Source organism: Aeromonas sp. 62-46, from assembly GCF_001898585.1.
Classification (GTDB): domain Bacteria; phylum Pseudomonadota; class Gammaproteobacteria; order Enterobacterales; family Aeromonadaceae; genus Aeromonas; species Aeromonas caviae.
In genome coordinates this window covers 38424-60248 of record NZ_MKUI01000030.1, presented here as the reverse complement: position 1 = coordinate 60248, position 21825 = coordinate 38424, and the positions used below count along the sequence as shown (strand labels likewise).

Sequence of the window (21825 nt, the reverse complement as noted above, 5' to 3'; positions counted from 1 at the left end):
AGCGGCATCTCGATCGTCCGATTATGCTTCGCTCATCGAACCTGCATGGGACGGTAATAAACAAAAGAGCCGCCCTGGGGCGGCTCTTTGCATCGGGGATGAATGAATCGTCACGGCGCCTTGGGCGGCTCCACCAGAGCGCTCGCCGGCTGGTCATCTTCCTTGATCCAGGCATCCAGCAGGGTGTAGCCCACCGCCAGCACCACGGGGCCGATGAAGAGACCGATGATCCCCATGGCCAGCAAGCCGCCGATGACCCCCACCAGAATGAGGATGAGGGGCAGGTCGGCCCCGCGCTTGATGAGGAAGGGGCGCAGGAAGTTGTCCATGGTGCCCGCCAGCAGGGACCAGACCAGCAGGAAGGTGCCCCAGGTGGTGTCCCCGCTCCAGTAGAGGTAGCCGACGCTGGCCAGCAGCACCGGGAAGGGGCCTATCTGGGCGACGATCAGCAGGAACATCAGCACCACCAGCACCATGACATAGGGAATGCCGGCGATGAGCAGGCCCAGGCCCGCCACCGAGGACTGCACCAGGGCGGTCACCACCACCCCCATGGCGACGGCACGGATGGCCTGGGAGGCGAGCACCACCGCATTGTCACCGCGCTGGCCCGCCAGACGGTGGGCGAAGCGGCGAATGCCTTCTGCCGCCTTCTCCCCCGAGTGGTAGAGCAGGCCGCAGATGGCCACGGTCAGCAGGAAGTGGACGAACAGCAGGCCGAGGTTGCCCGCCTGGGCCGCCAGCCAGCGGGCGGTCTGGCCGAAGTAGGGGGCCAGCTTGGTGAACAGCACCTGGCCGCCGCTCGCGAGGATCTGCTGCCAGAACTCATAGAGCTTGTCGCCCACCAGGGGCACTTGCTGCAACCAGAGCAGCTCGGGGGGCGGGGATTGGCTGAGCTCGGTGCCCAGCTCGATGAGCATGGGGGCCTTCTCCGCCACGTTGGCCAGCGTCATGAAGAGGGGAATGACGAAGATGAGCAGCAAGATGCTGGTCATCAGCAAGGCCGCCAGGGTGCGCTTGCCCCACAGCAGGCGCTGGGCCATCTGCATCAGGGGCCAGGTGGCGATGGTGATCATGGTCGACCACACCAGGGCGGGCAGGAAGGGGCGCAAGACCATGAAGCACGAGATGATGAGCAGACTGAGGAACAGCAAGCCCAGGGTGATCTTGGCCAAATCCACTTTTTTCATATTCATGGCATTCCCTTAACGAGGGGTTGAGCGCCCGGTTCGGGCACCGTGACGGATAGCGGACAACGACCACCAGAGCCCGGCGCTGAGCCAGAACCCCAGGCAGCCAAAGAGCCACCCTTGTCCCGCGAGGATCAGCAGAGAGCTGCTGGTGAGCGCGGGCACCAGGAACAGGAGCCCTGCCACGACCAGTCCCCCTGCCAGGGTCAGCAGTGCGGCGGGCAGGGCGGGGGTGGGGCTCCGTTCGAGTGATAGCAGATTACCCGATACCAGCCCCAGGGTGAACATGGCAAGCCCGGCCAGGGCGGTGGACTGGGTGAGCCAGGCCGAGAGGGCGCTGGCGATGAGCACCCCGGCCCAGGGGAGCGGGCGTGCCGCCAGCTTCGCCAGCGGGGCGCGCAGTGCCAGCAGCAGGGCCCCCAGGGCAAGGCCGGCCACCACATCCGAGAGGAAGTGGACCCCCAGCCAGACCCGGGCCAGCCCGGCCACGCCGGCCAGCAACAGGGCCAGCAAGGCCCCCTGCCAGGCCCGCAGCGCCGGCAGCCAGCCAAGCAGCAGGCCCCAGTAGAGCAGGGTCGAGGCGGCGTGGCCGCTCGGCATGCCGAAGCCCTGGGCACTCTGGCGGGCCAGCTCGGGTTGCAGGTGGAAGGGTCTGGGCCAGCCGATGCCCGCCTTGAGCAGGTTCACCACCAGGGTGAGCAGCACCATGGCAAACAGCAGGTGGCGCAGCCTGGACCAGCCGAGCAGGGGCAGCAGCAAGGGCAGCAGCGCCAGCTGGAAGGGGGCCGAGCCCAGCAGATTGCCCGCCCTTGGCCAGAGCGCATCCGGCCCTAGCCATTGTTGCAGGCGCTGGATCAGCGGCAACTCGGCGCGGTGCAGCGCACTGGCCGCGTCGCTGAAATCCGTCACCCACAGCACCTGGCTCTCGGGCACCTCGGCCAGCCTCGGGGCTATCCAGTCGAGCTGCGCCGGGAAGCGACGCTGGTCAGGGGGCAGGTCGGCGGCCGCGATCAGCCTGGCGTTCAGGATCTCGCCACCGAGATCCGGGGCCTGGAGCAGGGAGACAAACCCCGTCCCCCGCTGGACCCGCAGGGGCTCCAGGGTCTGGCAGGCGAACACCCTGGCCCGTTGCCAGCGCCCCAGCTCGCCGGTGACGCGACCCTGGAGGCCGGTCTCCTCGAACAGCTCGCGCAGGGCCGCCTGCTCCGGAGTCTCCCCCCTGTCGATGTAACCGCCGCTCAGGCTGTAGCGCGAGGAGAGCCTGTCCTGCACCAGCAGGATCCCTTGCTGGTGGCGGATCACGCAGGCGGCCGCAGAGGGAGGGGATTCGGCGCGGGAGGCGGGCAGGGCACCGCCCAGCAACAGCAGCAGGCAGAAGACAACTCGAAACATGATGACACCCAGGGGCAAGGAGTGGGGACAAGGGTCACAGAAATCAGACGGCCGGGCAATGGCTTGCAGGGGGCACCGACCCTGTGGGGGACGCAAGGATTGCCGTCTGCGCGGGCAGTCCCTAGTATTGGCGGCTATTGTTCTTCTCATTCACTACATTGTGGGGCTCTTCATGCGACAGTTCGGTTTCTTTCTGGGGATTGCCATCGGCGTCATCCTGATACTGTTTGGCAGCATCGTCATCTTCCAGGCCCTGCCTGCGGCGCTGGACGTGCTGGAGATGCCGAGCCGGATCCCCTTCGTGCGCGAGGTGTACACCTGGCTGATGAGCAGCGCCAACGGGCTCACCGCCCAGCTGGAGCAGAACTTCCTGGAGGCATTCCAGACGGTGCTCAAGTTGATCCTGCTCATCACCTTCATGTGGGTCTGCGTCAAGCTGGTCAACATGGGGGTGCTGATCATCCGGGCCGGCGTCGACCTTATCCGCACCGCCATCGAGCACAGCGAAGAGAAGGGTGCCAAGCCTACCGAGCAGGACCGCCATTTCTGATCTTCCCCTGCCACGGGTCAGATAAACAACAGGCCATCATGTGATGGCCTGTTTTTATGGTGGCATGACGCTTAACAAAGTCAGTTAAGCAGTTTTTCCAGCTCCGCTTCGGCATCCGCCCTGGCCTGATCGCTCAGGGTGCCGGAAGTCGCTTCCCGCTTCTCGCCCTGTTGCTGCACCGCCTTGGCCGCTTGCTGCTGTGCACTGGTCGCGGTACTGATGGTCGCGGCACTGATGGTTGCGGCGCTGCTGGCGGCTTGCTTGGCGCTGTCACTCGCTGCCTTGGCGGCTTGCTGCTGTGCACTGGTCGCGGCACTGATGGTCGCTGCGCTGCTGGCGGCTTGTTGCTTCGCCGTGGTTGCGGCACTGCTGGCGGCCTGCTTGGCGGTGTCGCTCACCGCCTTGGTGGCTTGTTGCTGCGCCGTGGTTTCGGCACTGCTGACGGCCTGTTTGGCGGTGTCACTCACCGCCTTGGCGGCTTGTTGCTGCGCCGTGGTTGCGGCACTGCTGGCGGCCTGTTTGGCGCTGTCGCTCACCGCCTTGGCGGCTTGCTGCTGCGCCGTGGTGGCGGCACTGATGGTGGCTGCGCCGCTGGCGGCCTGCTTGGCGCTGTCGCTCACCGCCTTGGCGGCTTGCTGCTGCGCTGTGGTGGCGGCACTGATGGTCGCTGCGCTGCTGACAGCCTGCTTGGCGCTGTCGCTCACCGCCTTGGTCGCTTGCTGCTGCGCGGTGGTGGCACTGATGGTCGCTGCGCTGCTGACGGCCTGCTTGGCGCTGTCGCTCACCGCCTTGGTGGCTTGTTGCTGCGCCGTGGTGGCGGCACTGCCGATCACCTGTCTGGTGGAGTCGGACAGGGCCTTGCTGGCGCTCTGTTGCAGGCCCCCCATCATGGTGCCCAGCAGAGAACTGCCCGCGCCCGTGAGCCCCTGACCGGCACCGGTCAGGGCCGTGGCGGCCGGGGTGGCCTGGGACTGCCAGCCCTGCATGGCGCTGGGCCAGGTCGGGGGGGCGGCCGTCAGGTTTTCCCCGAAGACCTGGGTCGCCCCGTCACCTTTTTGCACCATGACGGCGAGCTGGTTGGTGTCGGCGTTCCAGACCATGCCGGCCTGCTTGGCTACGTCCGGCACTGGGGCGTAGCGGGAGACCACGTAAAAGAGCGGCCCCTCCTGTTGCAGCTCGTCGGCGGTCTTGAGCAGTTGCATGGTGCTCTCGTAGTTGGGCCCCAGCATGGCGGTCATTCTGTCCTTGATCAGCGGCTGCTCGAACAGGTTGGCCTCGTTCGGATCGAAACCGACCAGCGGCTTGAGCAGGGCCCACATCAGCTGGCTGGTGGGGCTCATCATCAGCAGGGGGGCGACACAGGCGGACAACATCAGGCTCAGGCAGGCAGCCTTGAGCAACGGCATGATACGCATTGACAACATATCCAGTTAATTATCTGATTATTAAGGGTTATTCATTACCGCATCCCGGCGATGCCGGTGGGGGCCCACGGCAGAACCCTGACAGGCCTTGGCGGGCGCAGGCAGGCTATCATATTGCTTCCGGAATGCCAGATGAGCCGACATTTATTGGTCAAGTCGAGGGCTCTGCTGGTCGCTTTACACTTTCACTCCCCCGTGACAGGAATTCCCATGATCCGTTGTGCAGGTTGTCTGCTGGCCCTTGGCTGGCTCTTCCCCGCGTTGGCCGCCCCGGCGTCCAACACCCTCAGCCACTCGGTGGGCACCGAGCTGGTGCTGCCCCTTGGTTCGCTGCCCGAGCGGGTGTGCTGGTATCAGGATCAGAAATACTCCCAGGGGGCCCGTATCCAGCAGGGGGAGCTCTGGCTGGAGTGCGCGCCGCAACAGGCGATGGAGACCAATGGCCCCCTGATCTGGCGAGAGGTGACGACGCCGTCACAGAGTGGTGAACCGGAGGGCAACCAGCGGACGATCCGGGTGGGCCAGTGAGCCTTTTCTTGATCCAGCTACAGACACGGGCGTGATCTCTATCGCATAATGCGGCTCTTTCTTCTCTTGACTGGGATCTAAGCAATGGCTCGTCGCTCTTCCAATGCACAACGTCGTCGCAGTAGCTGGTGGTACAAACGCTTGTTGGCAAGGGAGCGGGAAGAGCGCGAAGCGCGTTCCGTCCGGGATTGATACCGCATTGAACAACGGAGCCTCGGGCTCCGTTTTTATTGGTGACTAAAAGTGCATTACCACAGACAGGTTTATTACCACAGATGGACAATGGTGCCGCTCTGCCAGTGCACAACGTCGTTGCCGCCGTGAGCTGGCGGTACAAACCCTTGTTGGCAAATGAGCGGGAAGAGCGCGAGGGCGCTGCGTCCGGGATGGATACGGCATGGAAGAACGGAGCCTCGGGCTCCGTTTTTATTGGTGACTAAACGTGCATTACCGCAGGCAGGTTTATTACCACAGGTGGATAATGGTGCCGTTCTGCCAGTGCACAACGTCGTTGCCGTCGTGAGCTGGCGGTACCAACCCTTGTTGGCAAAGGAGCGGGAAGAGCGCGAGGGCGCTGCGTCCGGGATGGATGCGGCATGGAAAAACGGAGCCTCTGGCTGCGTTTTTCATTCATCAAAGACCGTCATGCGAGAACGGGGGCCATCAGGCCCCCGTTTTGCTTTTGCAGAGGTTGGCTGCCTGCGACTCAGCGTTGCAGGGCGGCCAGGGCCAGCTCGACCCGTTTGGCGTACTCGGGGTCGGCCTGCTCGAAGTGCCTGAGCTGGGCCGCGACGATGGCGTCATCCTCCACATTGATGAGGGAGCGGGCCAGGTTGGCGGCGAGGCGGGCACGCTGCCCCTCGTCCATCAGGCGGAAGAGATCCCCCGGCTGGCTGTAGTAGTCGCTGTCGTAGTCACGAAAATCGTAGTGCAGGGCAGCCCCTTCCAAACTCAGGGCCGGTTCGTGCTGCTCGCTCGGCTGCTGGGTGCCGAAGCGGTTTGGCTGGTAGTTGGGGCTGGCGCCACCGTTGCTGTCCGCCCGCATGGCGCCGTCGCGGTGGGCACCGTGGTGGAACGGGCAGCGCGGGGCGTTGACCGGCAGCAGGCCGTGGTTGACGCCGAGGCGATAGCGCTGGGTGTCACCGTAGGAGAAGAGCCGCCCCTGCAACATGCGATCCGGCGAGAAGCCGATGCCGGGCACCACGTTGGCCGGGGTGAAGGCGGCCTGCTCCACGTGGGCGAAGTAGTTGTCCGGGTTCTGGTTGAGCTCCAGCACGCCCACCGGGATGAGCGGGTAGTCCTTGTGGGGCCACACCTTGGTGAGGTCGAACGGGTGGATCGAGTAGGTCTGGGCTTCGGCCTCTGGCATCACCTGCACATAGACCTTCCAGCGCGGGAAGTCCCCCCGCTCGATGGCGTTGAACAGATCCGCCTGGCTGGTCTCTCTGTCCTGACCGACGACGGTGGCCGCCTCTTCATCGGTGTAGAAGCTGTGGCCCTGCTCGGTCTTGAAGTGGAACTTGACCCAGAAGCGCTCGTTGGCGTCGTTGATGAAGCTGAAGGTGTGGCTGCCGTAGCCGTTCATCTCCCGCAGGCTCTTGGGAATGCCGCGATCGCTGAAGAGGATGGTGACCTGGTGCAGGGATTCCGGGTGGCGTGACCAGAAGTCCCAGGCGGCGGTGGCGCTGCGCAGGTTGGTGCGGGGATCCCGCTTCTGGGTGTGGATGAAGTCGGGGAATTTCAGGGGATCGCGAATGAAGAACACCGGGGTGTTGTTGCCCACCAGATCCCAGTTGCCCTGCTCGGTGTAGAACTTGAGGGCGAAGCCGCGCACGTCACGCTCGGCATCGGCGGCCCCCTTCTCGCCGGCCACGGTGGAGAAGCGCAGGAACACCGGGGTCTGCTTGCCGACGGCGTTGAACAGGTCGGCCTTGCTGAAGGCGCTGATGTCGTGGGTCACGGTGAAGGTGCCGTAGGCGCCCGAGCCTTTGGCGTGCACCACCCGCTCGGGAATGCGCTCGCGGTCGAAGTGGGCGAGTTTCTCCATCAACCAGATGTCTTGCATCAGGACGGGGCCGCGGGGGCCGGCGGTGAGGCTGTTGTTGTTGTCGACGACGGGGGCGCCGTTGGCGCTGCGCAGGGTCTTGTCGGTCATGGCGGGTCTCCTTGTGATGAGTCGCCAGACTAGGGGAAGTGGGGGAGCGGCTCCAATGGAGTGTGCCTAACCCTTTGATTGGTTTCGCTGATGGGGGTGGAAACAGACGCCAGCCTTGCGGCAAGATGGGATTCAGCCAATCAGGAGGTCTCATGTCCATCACCATTCGCCGCGCCGGGCCGGAAGATGCCGCCGCCCTGCGGGATCTTCACGCCATGCCCCATGCCCAGGCGGGCACCCTGCAACTTCCCTTCCCCTCCCTGCAGCAGTGGGAGCAGAAGCTGACCCCGCGGGATGGCATCTACAGCCTGCTGGCGGAGTGCGAGGGGGAGGTGGCGGGCGCGCTGGTCCTGATGGTGGAGCCGGCCCCCCGTCGCCGCCACGTGGCGAGCATCGGCATGGCGGTGCACGATGACTGGGCCGGGCGCGGGGTGGGCACTGCCCTGATGCAGGCTGCGCTGGATCTGGCGGACAACTGGCTCGGCTTGACGCGGGTGGAGCTGACGGTCTGGGCCGACAATCAGGCGGCCCTGGCCCTCTATCGCAAGGCGGGCTTCGTGGAGGAGGGCGTAGCCCGGGATTACGGCCTGCGTCATGGGGTGCTGGTGGATGCCCTCTACATGGCCAGGGTGCGCCGATGATCGACTATCGCGAGCGCCTGACGCCGGTGCTGCGGGCACTGGAGCAGGATCCGGATCTCTCCATCGAGGCGCTGGCGAGTCGCGCCTGCCTCTCCCTCTACCACTTCCACCGGGTATTCACCGCCGTGGTGGGGGAGGCCCCCGGCGAGATGTGCCGCCGCCTGCGGATGCAGCGGGCGGCCTGGCAGCTCTGCTACACCGATGCCAGCGTCACCGCCATCGCTCTGGGGGCGGGGTTTGGCAGCTCCCAGGCTTTCGCCAAGGCGTTTCGTCGTCACTATGGTTGCACTCCGGGGGCGTTTCGCCGCGACAAGGGCAAGAACGGACACCTGGATCGCAAGGAAGGACACGCATGGCAAGGGGCACTCCCTTATGCTGAAGGCCACTCATCAGCAAGGAGCAACACCATGAACACCGTCGAGATGGACGCCCGCACCCTGGCCTATATCCGCGTGACCGGCCCCTATGGCGAAGGGTATGACGCCGTCTGCCATCGCCTTCACCAGTGGGCCGCGCCCCGTGGCCTGGAAGGGGGAGAGTGGATCTTCATCTACCACGACAACCCCGAGGTGACGCCGCCGGCCCAGTGCCGCACCGATATCGGCATCAGCGTGCCGGTAGGTACTCTTGGGGCGGGGGAGGTGGAAATTCAGCTCATCCCCGCCGGACGCTACGCCCAGTCCCGCTACCTCATCACGGATCGCAGCCAGTACGGGGAGCGCTGGCAGGAGCACATCGGCGATATCGTCGCGGCTGGGCTCGCCTTTGGGGACGGCCCCTGCTTCGAGCTCTATCACAGCGTGAGCAATGACCCCCTGCGGGATGACGTGAGCTTCTGCTCCAGCGTGCGCTAGGCAGGCGGCAATAAAACGAGGCGCCCAAGGGCGCCTCGTTTTATTTGGGGTCAATGACCACCGCAGATATCAGGGCTGGCTGGGCACCTTGTTGCGGCGGGACTTCCACCACCAGCGCAGGCGGATCTGGGAGATGAGCATCCCCGCCAGCATCAGGGCGCAGCCGACCACGGCCCGTTCGTCCAGATGTTCCCCCAGCAGCAGGACACCGCCGATGGCGGCGAACACCGTCTCCAGGCTGAGGATGATGGCGGCATGGGCCGGATGGGCACCGCGCTGCCCCACCACCTGCAGGGTATAGCCGATGCCGACCGAGACCAGACCGGCGTAGAGCAGCGCCTGCCAGCCCGCCACGGCACCACTCGCCGTCGGGGTCTCGATGACGAAGGCCGTGGCCAGGCTGAGCAGGCCGCACACCACGAACTGCACCCCGGCAAGGCGAATGGGGGCGACCCGGTTCGAGTAGTGATCCAGCACCAGCAGGTGCACGGCCCAGAACAGGGCCCCGATCACTTGCAGCAGATCGCCGTAGCCGATGGTGAACTCCTCGGTGACGCTGAGGTAGTAGAGCCCGGCCATGGCGATGAGGGCGCCTACCCAGGTGTTGGCCCCGGTCTTGTGGCGCAGGGCCAGGCCGATGACGGGGACCAGGATGATGTAGAGACCGGTGATGAAGCCCGCCTTGGCGGCCGTGGTGTAGAGCAGCCCCACCTGTTGCAGGGAGGCGGCGGAAAAGAGCACGGTGCCGGCGATGAGGCCCCCGGTCAGCAGCAGGCGGTGATCACCGGCAGGCTGGGGCGGCTGGCGTGACTTGAGCCACCACAAGAGCGGCAGCAGGGAGAGGGCGCCCAGCAGGAAACGCAGGCCGTTGAAGGTGAAGGGCCCCATGTGATCCATCCCCAGACGCTGGGCGACGAAGCCCAGCCCCCAGATGGCGGCGGCCATCAATAACATCATGTTTGAACGCATACGGAATCATCCCTGAGAAAGAGTCTCGGCGGCACTCGGGCCCCGCCATTACGATACCTGCGAGAAGGGGCGTTTGTCGTCAGCCATTTGTTGCCGGGCGAGGGCAGGATCAGCGGCTGGCCAGCTTGGCGAGCAGGGGCAGCAGGGCGAGCAGCAGCAGGTTGCCCCTAAGGATCCAGATCACCCAGAACTGCTGCTGGGTGGAGACAAGGGGAGCCCGTCCCTGGCGCAAGGATCGGCGCCAGTGGTGGAACAGCCGGCTGGGATAGCCAAAGCTGATGGCCATGGCGAAGAACATCAGCAGCTTGGTGCGGTAACCCGGATTGGCAAACAGGATGGCCGGTGGCTGGGGATGGGCGACCACCAGCAGCACGCCCGTGATGAAGATGAGCAGCAGGGCCAGGGCGGCCAGGCTGTCAGCCAGCAGCAGCTTGCGCACCTGCTCGATGGACATGCCGCGCCGGAACAGGAAATACTCCGAGGTGATGGCACCGGTCAGGGTGATCACGGCGCAGTAATGGAGGGCAGTCAGCAGTTCCGGTTTCAACATCCAGGCCAGTTCCTTCTCGTTGGCCACCTGATGCGCTTCCCTTTGGACGCCATCAGGTGGGGCTGATATTCTGACACTACACGATGTCAGGGGATAGCATGGAGTCAGGGTTGGATAAGCGAGCAGTCTCCAAAAAGACCTGGTCCCTGGTGGCACGGATGCGCTTGGGCCTGCTTCTGCTCTTCATTCCCGTCCTGATGCTGGGCGCGATCTACTACCTGCACATGGAGCGCAGCCTGCAGCGAGAGCTGCAACAGCGCCTGCTCGCCACCAATCACCAGTTGCGCCACGTCTTCATCGAGCCCTACCTGAACGAGATGGAGCGTCAGTTCTCCCTCATCTACGACCAGGTCAAGGTGGAGGACATCAGCGGCCCCCGTCTGCGCAACACCGACTCCTATCTCAGGGAGTGGCGTCTCTACAAGGGGGTGATGGCGGATCTCATCTACATCTATGTGGGCACCGCCGAGCGCCAGATGCTGATCTACCCCGAATGGCAGGCGGATGCGGACTTCGATCCCAGGCTGCGCCCCTGGTATCAGCTGGCCAGCCAGCATGTGGGCAAGATGGTCTGGACCGAACCCTACTACGACTACACCAACGGCACGCTGGTGATCGCCCTGGCGCGGGCCATCACCGACAAGGAGGGCAAGGTGCGGGGGGTCTTCGCGGTGGATGCCATCCTGGCCCCCTTCTCCGCCCAGCTGAACCGGCAGTGGAACAGCGGTTACCAGATGATCGTCAACCAGTCGGGCAAGGTGCTGGCCCACCCCGATCCCTCACAACTGCTCAAGCCCATGACCCACCCGACCTGGCTCTCCCGCTTCAGCGGGGAGGACGGCATCTTCCTGGATCAGGCGTCTCGCCAGTTCGTGGCCTACAGCCGCCTGCCGGACCACAACTGGGTGCTGATCAGCGTGTTGCCCGCCTCCAGCATCCAGGCGGTGGTGGCGAGTGCCTCCCTCAACGTGCTCGGGATCATCGTGCTGGCCAGCGTGCTCTACATGGTGCTGGCACTGATCTGGTCCCGTTATTTCAGGCGGATGCTGGACGAGATCTCCACCGTGATCCGGGCCAGCCGGACCCAGCCTGACGAGGTGCACCAGGGGGGGATGCGCGAGCTCAGGCACGTCTATGCCGAGCTGGCGGAGGTGAGCAAGGATTATCACGAGGTGCGCCAGCAGGCGAACCTCGACAAGCTGACCGGCCTTTACAACCGGCGCTTCTTCGACGAGCGGTTGAATCGGCTGCTGCTCGATCAGGAGAGCTTCTGCCTGGCCATGATCGATCTGGACGGTTTCAAGCGGATCAATGACACCTATGGTCACCAGACCGGGGACGTGGTGCTCAAGCGGGTGGCCAGTTTTGGCGCCAAGCTGCTGGGGGATCATGGCTGGGTATGCCGCTATGGCGGGGAAGAGCTGGTGGTGCTGTTTGCCAATCCCGATATCCACTTCTGCCAGATGCTGCTGGAGCAGTACAGGATTGGGGTGGCCTCCCTGCACTGGCGTGAACCCGGTCTTGGGATCACCTTCAGCGGCGGCCTGGTGGCGAGTGCCCCCGGGCTTGGGGCCAGGAGCCTGCTGACCATGGTCGATGCCGAGGTCTATCGCGCCAAGGGTGACGGCAAGAATCGCATCTACATGGTGGATCCCCTGGCTCCCCGGGACGACTCGCCCTCAGGGGATGGCATGTTGAGCAAAGAAGAGGCCTGAGGGCCTCTTCTTCATTGCGCGGATCAAGGGTGCAACTGCCAGGTCCAGAGGGGCCAGCCCAGCTCCTCGGCGCACTGGCGCAGGGCGGGGGCCGGATTGACCACATGGGGATGGCTCACCGCCTGCAGCATGGGCAGATCGTTGTGGGAATCGCTGTAGCCGAAGCTCCCCTGCCAGAGGTGTTCCTTTCCGGCAAAGAGCTGGTTGATGCGGGCCACCTTGCCTTCGCGAAAACTCAGGGTGCCGCGGGTCTGGCCGGTCAGCATGCCGGCTTCCTCGTCGAGCAGGATGGCCACGCAGTGATCCATCCCCAGCATCTGCGCCATGGGGGCCACCAGATGCTCGCCGGAGGCGGAGATGAGCACCAGCTCGTCGCCACGCTGGCGGTGCCACTCGATGCGAGCCAGCCCCTCTGGATAGATGCGCTCCCGCAGCACCTGTTCGGCAAAGCGGGTGCAGAGGGAGTCGAGCCACTGGCGCGTCCTGCCTGCCAGCGGTTGCAGGGTGAAGGCCATGTACTGGTGCATGTCCATCTTGCCCTGATGGTAGAGGGACATCATGGCCTGCTCCTCGGCCACCATGCCCGCCGGGGCCAGCTCCTGGGCCACCATGTACTCCAGCCAGAGGCTGGCGGAATCCCCCGCTATCAGGGTCTCGTCCAGATCAAACAGTGCCAGGGCCATGGCTGCTCCTCGGGTTGGCTGCCAGCATCGGGGTACTGGCTGAAAAATGAATGGGATTCATGGCGTTATGCTACCTCACAGAGTTGATCCCGGGCCACCACCAGGGTCACGGCGTTGCCCACTGGCAGCAGATCGCCGGCATGGCGGTTGAGGCAATCCACCGTCAACAGCCCCGCCTCGCACTCCACCTGATAGCGGATGACGTTGCCGAGCAGCTGCTGCTGGCGAACGATGCCGGGCAGGCTGGGCTCGTGGCTGACCGCCCCTGCGGGCAGCAGGGTGATGGACTCCGGCCGCAGCGCCAGCTTGCCGCGAAAGCGCGGGCCGAACAGGGATTTGGCCTGCTCGCCACCCAGCAGGTTGTAGTTGCCGATAAAGCCCGCCACGAACTCGCTGGCGGGGCGGGTGTAGATCTGCTCCGGCGTGCCGCTCTGGACGATGGATCCCTTGTTCATCAGGAAGATCCGATCCGACAGGGTCAGCGCCTCCTCCTGATCGTGGGTCACGAAGATGGTGGTGAGCTCGAGGCGCTGCTGGATCTCGCGGATCTGCTGGCGCAGGCTGCGGCGGATGCGGGCATCCAGCGCCGAGAGCGGCTCATCCAGCAGCAGGATCCGTGGCTGCACCACCAGCGCCCGGGCCAGCGCCACCCGCTGGCGCTGGCCGCCGGAGAGTTCGCCCGGATAGCGGCGCTCGAAGCCGGTCAGCTCCACCAGCGCCAGCGCCTCCTGCACGCTGGCGGCGAGATCCCGCCCCGGCTGGGGCTTCATCTTGAGGCCGAAGGCGACGTTGTCCCACACCGTCATGTTGGGGAAGAGCGCATAGCTCTGGAACACCATGCCGATGCCCCGCTTCTGAGGTGCCTGCCAGGTAATGTCCTCACCGGCCACCCGCACCTGACCGCCATCCACCGGGATGAGCCCGGCCAGCGCCCGCAGCAGGGTGGATTTGCCGCAGCCGGAGGGGCCGAGCAGGGTCACCAGCTCCCCCTTGCGGATGCCGAATTCAATTCCCTCGAACACCTTGGTGTCGCCGTAGGATTTGTGCAGTTGATTCACTTCTAGATGGAACATGTTGATTCACCGATGAAATCTGTTGGCTGCCCAGGTGAGCAGCAGGGTCAGCAGGAAGTAGCTCATCACCAGGGCGCTGGTGAAGTGGCCCGAGGTGGCACGCATGTTGTAGAGGTAGACCTGCAGGGTCTCGTAACGGGTGCCCACCAGCATGTTGGCAAACACGAACTCGCCGAGCAGGAAGGACAGCGAGAGAAACAGCGCCGCCAGCAGCCCCTTGCGCAGGCAGGGGATCACCACCAGCAGGAAGGCGCGGGCGCTGCTCGCCCCCAGCAGGTGAGCGGCATCCATCAGATCCTTGAGCGGCACCCCTTGCAGGCTGTTGGCCAGCGCCCGGTACATGAAGGGGAGGACCACGGTGAACCAGGTCCCGATCAGGATCCAGGGCGTGCCGATAATCGGCAGCACGCCGTCGGCGTAAATCTGCAGCAAGCCCACCGAGGAGACCACGGGCGGCACCGCGAAGGGGAGCAGGATCAAGAGGTTCATCCAGGGATCCAGTCTGGGGAAGTAGTAGGCCACCACCAGCACGGTGGGCACCAGCACCAGGGTCCCCAGCAGCAGGGTGGCGAAGCAGACCAGGAGGCTTCGGCCAAAGGCCGCCAGAAAGCGCGGGTCGCCCCACAGCTTGAGATACCAGTCGAGGGTGAAGCCATCCGGCAGCAGGGTCGCCCCCCAGCGGGTGGAGATGGAGTAGAGAAAGGTGGCCAGCAGCGGCAGCAGCAGGGTGGCGACCAGCGCCCCCAGCACCCATCTGGGCCAGCGCGGTGTCAAATCATGCATGGGATTGCCCCTTGTTCACATAGCTCTTTTTCAGCAGCCACTGGTTGGCGGCTGTCACCACCCCCAGCAATACCATCAGGATCACCGCCAGCGCCGCCGCCAGGTTGGGTTCGAGGAAAATGTCGCCGGAGACCAGACTGGCCACCCGGATGGTCACCAGATTGAAGTTGCCGGTGGTGAGGGCGTAGGCGGAGGCATAGGCCCCCACCGCGTTGGCAAACAGGATGATCAGGGTGCCGAGCAGGGCGGGGGTGAGCACCGGCAGCGCCACGTGCCACACATACTGCCCCTTGCTCGCACCCAGCAGGGCGGCGGCCTGGGGCCACTCCTCCTGCAGGGCGTCGAATGCCGGGTAGAGCAGCAGCAGGGCGAGGGGGATCTGGAAGTAGGTGTAAATCAGGATAAGGCCGCTGCCCGAGTAGAGGTTGAAGCCATCGATGAGGCCCCAGGATTTGAGCAGCAGGGTCACCGCGCCATTGATGCCGAGCACGATGATGAAGGCGAACGCCAGCGGCACGCCGCTGAAGTTGCCGGTCATGGTGACGAAGGCCAGCAGCACCCGCTTGACCCGCTCGCCGCTGTGGCGCAGCGCCGCCGCCCCCAGGGTGCCGATGGCGAGCCCCGCCAGGCTGGCGATGCCGGCGATGCGCAAGGAGTTGCCGAAGGATTGCAGATAGAAGGGGGAGCTCAAAATCTCCCGGTAATGGTCGAGACCCCAGCCATCAGGGGTCTGGACGCTGCCCACCAGCACCCACACCATGGGGGCGAGCTGAAACAGGATCATCAAGAGGACAAAGGGCAGCAGCACCAGGGCCGGCAGCCAGTGGCGGCGCACCCGGCGTGGCTTCACCTGTTGATCCGCGAGGATCTCGGTGGTGGCAGGCATCATCAGTGCACCTCGCGCATAAAGGCCGCCTTGAGCAGCGGGGGGGCTGCCGGCTTGTCGTGGGGAACTCCCAGCAGATCCGCCATCAGGGCGCAGAGCTGGGTCTGGGCGATCGCCACCCCATCCGGCCAGCGCTCGACGAAGGCATCGCCAAAGAGCCAGAGCGGCACGGTGCGCTCCTCGGCCAGGGTGCCGCCATGGCTGAGATCGTTGTTCATGCCGTGATCCGAGGTGATCACCACCTGATACCCCTCTGCCAGCCACTGGGGCAGCAGGTCGGCCAGCAGGCTGTCCATGCGGCGCGCCTGATTGCGGTACTGGCGGGAATCGAGGCCAAACTGGTGGCCCGCATCGTCCACTCCCATGGGGTGGATCAGCAGAAAATCGGGGTCGTACTGGCTGCGCAGCCACTCGCCGTCCATCAGCAGGTGGCTGTCGGGGTAGGCGTCATCCCAGTAGAAGCAGCCGTGCTGGATGGGCAGTTGCTCATCGTGAGTGAAGCGATCGCGGGCCGCCAGCCAGGGGCTCTGGTTGTAGAGCTCGCTCACCCAGTGGTAGGCCGCCGCTGCGGTGCGTTTACCCGCGGCCCGGGCCAGATGGAAGATGGAGTCGTGTTGGCTCAGGCGCGTCACCCCGTTGTGGGTGATGCCGCTCGCCACCGGCGGCAGGCCGGTCAGGATGCACTCGTAGAGAGGGCGGGAGAGGGAGGGCAGGGCGGCACTCAGGGTCGTATGCAGGCCGCGCTCTGCCTCCACCATGCCACAGAGGTAGCCCATGCAATGGGCTACCTCTGCTGCCAGGCCATCCACAAGTACCACTATCACCTTGTGTTGCACTGGCCACTCCTTACTGCATGTTGATCATGACGGTTTCCTGCCACTGGCGCGGCAGGGCCTTGGAGCTCTGCTCCCAGGCGGCGTGATCCTGCACCGGCTTGGCATTGGCATACTGCTCGGCCGGCAGCAGCTTGGCTTTCACGTCATCCGGCAGGGTCACGTTGCTGCGGATGGGGCGGGCGTAGCCACGGGCCAGGTTGATTTGACCGGCATCGGAGAGGATGTATTCCCGCGCCAGCTTGGCGGCGTTGGGGTTCTTGGCCCACTTGTTGATGATGGTGGTGTAGCCGGCGATGACGGAGCCGTCGCTCGGGATCACCACATCAAACTTCTTGGGGTCGATCTGGTCGCGGTAGTTGAGGGCGTTGAAGTCCCACAGCACCCCCACTTCCACTTCGCCCTTCTCGATGTTGGCGATGGTCGGGTCGTTCAGCGACAGACGGCCCTGCTTGGCCAGCTTGCCGAACAGATCCAGGGCGGGTTTCAGATTCTTCTCGCTGCCGCCGGTGGCATAGGCCGCCGCCAGCACGCCGTTGTTGGCCTGGGAGGCGACGCCCACGTCACCCAGGGTCACCTTGTAGTCGCCACCCAGCAGGGATTGCCAGCTGGTGGGGGCGGCCTTGACCAGATCCTTGTTGATCAGGAAGGCGATGGTGCCGGTATAGGCCAGCATCCAGTGGCCGTCCGCATCCTTGGCCCAGTTCGGAATGTCGGCCCAGGTGGAGGGCTTGTAGGGCTGGGTGACCCCCTGCTTGACCGCGACCGGGCCGAAGGCACCGCCCACGTCGCCGATGTCGGCGGTGGCGTTGGCCTTCTCGGCGGCGAACTTGGCGATCTCCTGGGCGGAGCTCATGTCGGTATCCTGATGCTTGATGCCGTAGATGCTGCCGAGCTGCTGCCAGGTATCCTTCCAGTTGGCCCAGCTGTCCGGCATGCCGACGCTCTGGAGCTGGCCCTCACCGCGGGCGGCTTTTTCGAGATCCGCGATGTTCTCGGCGGCAAACAGCGGTTGACTGATGGCCACCAGGGCCAGTGCACTTGCGATCACGCTTTTCATCATCCCATCCCTCTGGACTAGGTCAGTTAAGGTTCGAGAGGGATGCTAGAGGGGAAATATGACGGTGGCGGGGCGCTTTGATGGCAGTTTCGTGACAATCGCCCTGTCATGGCGCTGTCATCAGGGGCGGTTACAACTCGGGGTCGACAACCTCTGGTCTACTCCAGTGGTGTGCAAACCCGAATGACCGACAGGGATGTGACAGTGACAGAGCGATTGAGTGAACAGGGGATGGCCGATGGCCGCACACCCTCCAAGTGCGAACAGATTTGCCGGACCCTGCGCCGCTATATCGGCAGCGGACACCTGGCGGCGGGGCAGCAGCTGCCCGCCGAACGGGCGCTGAGCGAGCGCTTCGCCACCACCCGCATCACCATCAAGGAGGCGCTCTCCAGCCTCGAGGCGGACGGCCTCATCTACCGGGCCGAGCGGCGCGGCTGGTTCGTGGCGCCGCCTCGCCTCACCTACGATCCCGCCATCCACACCCACTTTCACCAGTGGATTGGCGAGCAGCAGCGCACCGCCGAGACCCGGGTGCTGGCTCATGGCAACCAGCTTGCCAGCAGCGAGTTGTGCCGCTGGATGGGTCTGGAACCCTTTACGCCGCTCTACGAAATCCGCCGCCAGCGGCTGATCGACGGTCGCCCCGTGCTCCACGTCAGCCATCACCTGCTGGCGAGCCGCTTCCCCGGCATCGCCAGCGCTCCCCTGGCCAGCTCCCTCACCGAACTCTACCGGCAGCGCTATGGCATAGGCCAGGGCTGGGCGAGCCTCGAGATCACCCCGTCGGCGGCCCGGGGAGAGATAGCCCGCGCCCTCAACCTGGCCCAGGGGAGTGCCGTGCTGCGGTTGGTGCGGGTCAATCATGACGAGGAAGGGAAGCTGGTGGATTGCGACATCGAGCACTGGCGACCGGACGCCATCCGCATCTGCCTGGATACCCGGGCACTGCAACCGCTCGCCACCGGCGCGCGGCAGGTGCAACTGGCAGAGTAGCGGCGTTCTGGCGACCTGACATGGCGGATCCCGCAGGATCCACCGGGATCAGTTGTCGATGTTGGGGATCAGATCGTCGAAGCTCTGGTAGCCGCAGTCCGCCAGTTGCAGCGACATGGTGTAGGTCTTGCTGCCCTCCCGCTGGCCGATGGCGGGGCGGTTGAGCTTGAGCTCCTGATGCCAGTACTCCTTCATGCGATCGATCAGCGCCATGGCCTCGCTCTCTCCCAGATGGAGCTGGCACAGCGCCATGTAGTTGTTGGGCCTGTGCATGTTCTCCACCAGATAGTCCCCCAGCACCGACATGGCCTGGCGCGCCTGCTGGCGGGCGAAACGGCTGTGCTGCTCGAAGCTGATGCGCTCGCTGATGAGGAAGTGGTAGCTGTTGTCGATGCCAAGCTGCAGGATGCCGAGTTTCTCCAGCTTGCGCAGATAGAGGTAGCAGGAGGCATCGGTCAGGCCGTACTCCCGCTTGAGATCGATGAGGGTCTTGTCGCGCCAGAAGATGTTGGCGAGAAAGGCATAGAGCCCCGGCTCCTTGTGAAACGCCTCATCCTGCTCCTGGGTAAAGACGGCCCGGCGGCTCTGGGCATCCTGGGTCCGGTCCAGCAGCTCTTCGAAGGAGAGTCCCACCAGATGGCAGATCTCCAGCAGGGTGTCGAACGGCAGGGAGGGCTTGTTCATCATGCGCTTCACGGTGGCGATGGAAACCCCCATGGCTTCTGCCAGGGTCTGATAGCGGATCCCCTTGTCAGTCAGGGTTTTCTTCAGGGTGTCGAGGATATGATTGGCCAGTGTCTGGCTGTAGGTCATGCAACTATTCCTTTATCTGCATTTTTAGTCGTGTCAGAAATTGAGTGGTTTGTCTGTATCGGGCTCAAATTTTGACACCTAGAAAAACCAGAGGAGGGTAACCCGGTGATAATGGCGGAAATGGCCTGACCAGTTGTGGTGCAAGGTGGCAGAAAATGACACTCGGTGGTGCATATCCTTCAACCTTTCAACATTTTGCTGGTGATGCATATTACATCGCACATAATTCAACACGAATCGGATTCAATACCTTCCTGGTTGAGAAAACGATTGTTTGCTTCCAATTTAAGGGTTTTTTTAACCGCAAGGTTTTATTCTTTCCTGGCATTGAGCGGAACTCGCAAGAGGTCCGCTTTTTTTCTTTTCTCCGAATCTGAGCCCGTCGTCAAGAATGGGGCGCAGTTTTGGTACTTCCTGCGCCACCGACCCCGGAAGGCAGTCCTTTATTCCCCCTGACCGGCAAACAGCTTGGGGATCTCCCGCACCAGCCAGCTCTTGGCCTTGCCCATGGTGTCTCGCCGCCAGGCCAGCACGACCTGGATCTGGTGGCGATATTCGGGACTGATCACCTTGAGTCTGCCCGCCTTGATGTCCTCTTCAATCCAGCGTTGCGGCATGGTGCCGATGCCGAGCCCCGCCAGCAGGGCGTCCCGCTTCTCCCCCATGGTGCTGACGGTCAGGCGCGGCTGCTTGTCGAGCAGGCGGTAGGTGAGCACCGGCTTGCGCAGCGCCGTGTCGGCCACCGCGATGGCGCGATAGCGGCGCAGGGTCTCGTCCGCCAGGGGCTCGGGTTCCTGATGCAGGGGGTGATCGGGATGGGCGACGTAGAGCATCACCTCCTCCCTGAGCACCTGGTGCTTGATACCGGTCATGGCGATATCGGCATTGAGGGAGGAGATGAGCAGGTCGGCGCGGCCATCCTCCAGGCACTCCCAACTACCCGCCAGCACCTCGGCGCGAAACCTCAGCCGGGTATCGGTCTGTTCGGCCAGCCGATCCACCAGGGGGTAGAGAGCCTGTACCGGCATCAAGGCATCGACGGCGATGGTGATGTCGGTCTCCCAGCCACGGGAGAGGGCCCGGGTCTCCCCCACCAGGTGCTCGGCCGCCTCCAGCAGCACCCGGCCCCGCTCCAGCAGCATGCGGCCCGCCGGGGTGAACTTGGTCCTGTGGCCGCTGCGGTCGAACAGCATGGCGTCCAGCTCGTCTTCCAGCTTTTGTACCGTGTAGCTCAGTGCCGAGGGCACCTTGCCCAGCTCGTCGGCCGCCGCCGCGAAGCTGCCACGACGGTCGATGGCGTCCAGCACCCGGATCGCCTCCAGGGTCAGCGCCCGCTCCTTGTTCGATTCCTTGGCCATATCCAACCTTCAATTTTTTTGAATGTGTTTACCAGATTATCTCGCTAACAACTTAGGGGAAGTCACTTTAATATTCAATCAACGCTTAGGCAGGAACGCCTGGCAGCCAAATAAAAGGTAGTTCCGGGCTGAGGCATCCCCAAACACGATGTCTGATGTCAGCAAAAGAACAACATAGTATTTGAATGATCTCTTGCATGGATGCATTGATTCGGGCCCAAGGGGCCTTGGCAATGACATAAAACCCAAGAGAGTGAATGAACATGAAAAACGTAATCAAGATGCTGGCCGTTGCAGGCCTGATGACCGCAGGTGCCGCCCAGGCTTCCGTTCCCGCTGACTTCAATGCCGCCCCGGGCGTGCTGTTCGTCAACTGGAGCGCCACCGCCGCGATGGACGGCAAGGCCAACCCCATGCTGGAGGTGCGCGACGAGTCCGGTGATCTGCTGGCTTCCGTCCACGCCAACCTGATGGGCACCCAGCAGGTCGCCATCCCGAGCCGTACCCAGGGCAAGCTGACGGTGAGCCTGGGCAACGAAAGCAGCAGCTACCGCATCCCCTTCGGTCTGGGTGACGGTCGCCAGCGTTAATGAACCAACTTGGTCAGTGAGGAGCACACCATGATGAAATTGAGAGCCGCAGAAGCACGGGGCAAGGCCAACTTTGGCTGGCTGGATGCCCGTCACAGCTTCTCCTTCGGTCACTACTATGACCCGGAATGGATGGGACACTCTGCCCTGCGGGTCATCAATCAGGATCGGGTGGCGCCGGGTGGCGGTTTCGCGACCCACCCTCACGCCAACATGGAGATCCTCACCTGCGTGCTGCAAGGCACCATAGAGCACAAGGACAGCCTCGGCCACGCCGAGCAGATCCCAGCGGGGGATTTCCAGCTGATGAGCGCAGGGTCCGGCATCCGGCACAGCGAGTACAACCCCTCGCAGACCGAGCCGCTCTCCCTGCTGCAAATCTGGATCGAGCCGAATGAACACGGCACGACCCCGGGTTATCAGCAGAAGAAGATTGAAAACAAGCCCGGGATGACGCTGGTGGCGTCACCGGACGGCGAGGCGGGATCATTCAGGATCCGCCAGCAGGCCCGCGTATGGCGGCTGCAGCTTGCCGAAGGGGAGACCCTGGAGTGGGCATTGCAAGGGCGTCATGGTTACCTGCACATGATTTCAGGGGAGCTGACCGGCAACGGTCTGGCTGCCCGACCCGGCGACGGGCTGCTCAGCCGCGACGAGTCGAGCTGGGTGCTCACCGCCTCCAGGGGGAGTGAAGCCCTGCTGTTTGACCTGCCTTGATAGAAAATCTTGGCGAAATGAATGAGTTAACAATTAGCTTTTACACTGTAAATACCATGATGGTA

22 protein-coding genes are annotated in these 21825 nt (G+C 64.1%); 8 read left to right on the top strand and 14 right to left on the bottom strand.

Annotation, left to right across the window (positions count from 1 at the left end; translation table 11 throughout):
• Positions 1–110 precede the first annotated feature (110 nt).
• Together ydiK and BGO64_RS10260 are read right to left on the bottom strand one after the other, a co-directional pair.
• Positions 111–1196 (bottom strand): AI-2E family transporter YdiK, encoded by a 1086-nt coding sequence (ydiK, locus tag BGO64_RS10265; protein WP_029314855.1) that lies wholly within the window; start codon positions 1194–1196, stop codon positions 111–113.
• Positions 1197–1205: 9 nt separating this feature from the next.
• Positions 1206–2582: a bifunctional NUDIX hydrolase/phosphatase PAP2 family protein gene (locus BGO64_RS10260; protein ID WP_286700626.1), complete on the bottom strand. Its 1377-nt coding sequence runs from the start codon at positions 2580–2582 to the stop codon at positions 1206–1208.
• 172 nt (positions 2583–2754) lie between these two features.
• Here BGO64_RS10260 and BGO64_RS10255 point away from each other — a divergent pair, with 172 nt between their 5' ends.
• The gene (locus BGO64_RS10255) at positions 2755–3132 is read left to right on the top strand and encodes a hypothetical protein (RefSeq protein WP_010675931.1); all 378 of its coding nucleotides are present in this window, start codon (positions 2755–2757) and stop codon (positions 3130–3132) included.
• 80 nt (positions 3133–3212) lie between these two features.
• On the opposite strand, the gene BGO64_RS10250 is transcribed toward BGO64_RS10255, so the two are convergent.
• A complete protein-coding gene (locus BGO64_RS10250; protein ID WP_286700625.1) occupies positions 3213–4547 on the bottom strand; it encodes a hypothetical protein in 1335 nt (444 codons plus the stop codon).
• A gap of 219 nt (positions 4548–4766) precedes the next feature.
• On the opposite strand from BGO64_RS10250, the gene BGO64_RS10245 reads away from it, so the two are divergent.
• Positions 4767–5084: a DUF1496 domain-containing protein gene (locus tag BGO64_RS10245; RefSeq protein WP_039040821.1), complete on the top strand. Its 318-nt coding sequence runs from the start codon at positions 4767–4769 to the stop codon at positions 5082–5084.
• Positions 5085–5790: 706 nt separating this feature from the next.
• Here BGO64_RS10245 and BGO64_RS10240 read toward each other — a convergent pair.
• Positions 5791–7239, bottom strand: a complete 1449-nt coding sequence (locus BGO64_RS10240; RefSeq protein ID WP_286700624.1) for a catalase — start codon at positions 7237–7239, stop codon at positions 5791–5793.
• Between the two features lie 152 nt (positions 7240–7391).
• Between BGO64_RS10240 and BGO64_RS10235 the strand changes: the two genes are divergently transcribed.
• Complete coding sequence (locus BGO64_RS10235) at positions 7392–7880, top strand: GNAT family N-acetyltransferase (protein ID WP_128296524.1); 489 nt, start codon at positions 7392–7394, stop codon at positions 7878–7880.
• A complete protein-coding gene (locus BGO64_RS10230) occupies positions 7877–8734 on the top strand; it encodes an AraC family transcriptional regulator (RefSeq protein WP_182935122.1) in 858 nt (285 codons plus the stop codon). Before BGO64_RS10235 ends, BGO64_RS10230 begins: the two co-directional genes overlap by 4 nt.
• A 69-nt stretch (positions 8735–8803) precedes the next feature.
• On the opposite strand, the gene BGO64_RS10225 is transcribed toward BGO64_RS10230, so the two are convergent.
• Positions 8804–9703, bottom strand: coding sequence for a DMT family transporter (locus tag BGO64_RS10225; RefSeq protein ID WP_042864813.1), 900 nt, complete (start codon positions 9701–9703; stop codon positions 8804–8806).
• A gap of 109 nt (positions 9704–9812) precedes the next feature.
• The gene (locus BGO64_RS10220; RefSeq protein WP_029314852.1) at positions 9813–10253 is read right to left on the bottom strand and encodes a DUF2214 family protein; all 441 of its coding nucleotides are present in this window, start codon (positions 10251–10253) and stop codon (positions 9813–9815) included.
• A 110-nt stretch (positions 10254–10363) separates the two neighbouring features.
• Here BGO64_RS10220 and BGO64_RS10215 point away from each other — a divergent pair, with 110 nt between their 5' ends.
• Complete coding sequence (locus BGO64_RS10215; RefSeq protein ID WP_182956419.1) at positions 10364–11968, top strand: sensor domain-containing diguanylate cyclase; 1605 nt, start codon at positions 10364–10366, stop codon at positions 11966–11968.
• A 23-nt stretch (positions 11969–11991) separates the two neighbouring features.
• Here BGO64_RS10215 and BGO64_RS10210 read toward each other — a convergent pair whose 3' ends face one another.
• The 6 genes from BGO64_RS10210 to BGO64_RS10185 all read right to left on the bottom strand — a co-directional run bounded on the left by BGO64_RS10210 (position 11992) and on the right by BGO64_RS10185 (position 17286).
• A complete protein-coding gene (locus BGO64_RS10210) occupies positions 11992–12651 on the bottom strand; it encodes an HAD family hydrolase (RefSeq protein WP_286700623.1) in 660 nt (219 codons plus the stop codon).
• Positions 12652–12716: 65 nt separating this feature from the next.
• Positions 12717–13724, bottom strand: coding sequence for an ABC transporter ATP-binding protein (locus BGO64_RS10205; protein WP_286700622.1), 1008 nt, complete (start codon positions 13722–13724; stop codon positions 12717–12719).
• A gap of 6 nt (positions 13725–13730) precedes the next feature.
• On the bottom strand, positions 13731–14507 hold the full coding sequence (locus BGO64_RS10200; RefSeq protein ID WP_039040132.1) for an ABC transporter permease: 777 nt from the start codon (positions 14505–14507) through the stop codon (positions 13731–13733).
• Positions 14500–15396 (bottom strand): ABC transporter permease, encoded by an 897-nt coding sequence (locus BGO64_RS10195; RefSeq protein WP_151028563.1) that lies wholly within the window; start codon positions 15394–15396, stop codon positions 14500–14502. The genes BGO64_RS10200 and BGO64_RS10195 overlap by 8 nt, the downstream gene beginning before the upstream one ends.
• On the bottom strand, positions 15396–16229 hold the full coding sequence (locus tag BGO64_RS10190) for an alkaline phosphatase family protein (protein WP_128343305.1): 834 nt from the start codon (positions 16227–16229) through the stop codon (positions 15396–15398). The genes BGO64_RS10195 and BGO64_RS10190 overlap by 1 nt, the downstream gene beginning before the upstream one ends.
• 10 nt (positions 16230–16239) lie before the next feature.
• A complete protein-coding gene (locus BGO64_RS10185; RefSeq protein ID WP_010675915.1) occupies positions 16240–17286 on the bottom strand; it encodes an ABC transporter substrate-binding protein in 1047 nt (348 codons plus the stop codon).
• Between the two features lie 183 nt (positions 17287–17469).
• On the opposite strand from BGO64_RS10185, the gene BGO64_RS10180 reads away from it, so the two are divergent.
• The gene (locus BGO64_RS10180; protein ID WP_039040129.1) at positions 17470–18282 is read left to right on the top strand and encodes a UTRA domain-containing protein; all 813 of its coding nucleotides are present in this window, start codon (positions 17470–17472) and stop codon (positions 18280–18282) included.
• 48 nt (positions 18283–18330) lie between these two features.
• On the opposite strand, the gene BGO64_RS10175 is transcribed toward BGO64_RS10180, so the two are convergent.
• Positions 18331–19095, bottom strand: coding sequence for a helix-turn-helix domain-containing protein (locus BGO64_RS10175; protein ID WP_010675913.1), 765 nt, complete (start codon positions 19093–19095; stop codon positions 18331–18333).
• A gap of 443 nt (positions 19096–19538) precedes the next feature.
• Complete coding sequence (locus tag BGO64_RS10170; protein WP_010675912.1) at positions 19539–20453, bottom strand: LysR family transcriptional regulator; 915 nt, start codon at positions 20451–20453, stop codon at positions 19539–19541.
• A gap of 257 nt (positions 20454–20710) precedes the next feature.
• On the opposite strand from BGO64_RS10170, the gene BGO64_RS10165 reads away from it, so the two are divergent.
• The gene (locus BGO64_RS10165) at positions 20711–21043 is read left to right on the top strand and encodes a hypothetical protein (RefSeq protein ID WP_041211883.1); all 333 of its coding nucleotides are present in this window, start codon (positions 20711–20713) and stop codon (positions 21041–21043) included.
• Between the two features lie 30 nt (positions 21044–21073).
• On the top strand, positions 21074–21760 hold the full coding sequence (locus BGO64_RS10160) for a pirin family protein (protein ID WP_010675910.1): 687 nt from the start codon (positions 21074–21076) through the stop codon (positions 21758–21760).
• Positions 21761–21825: the final 65 nt, after the last annotated feature.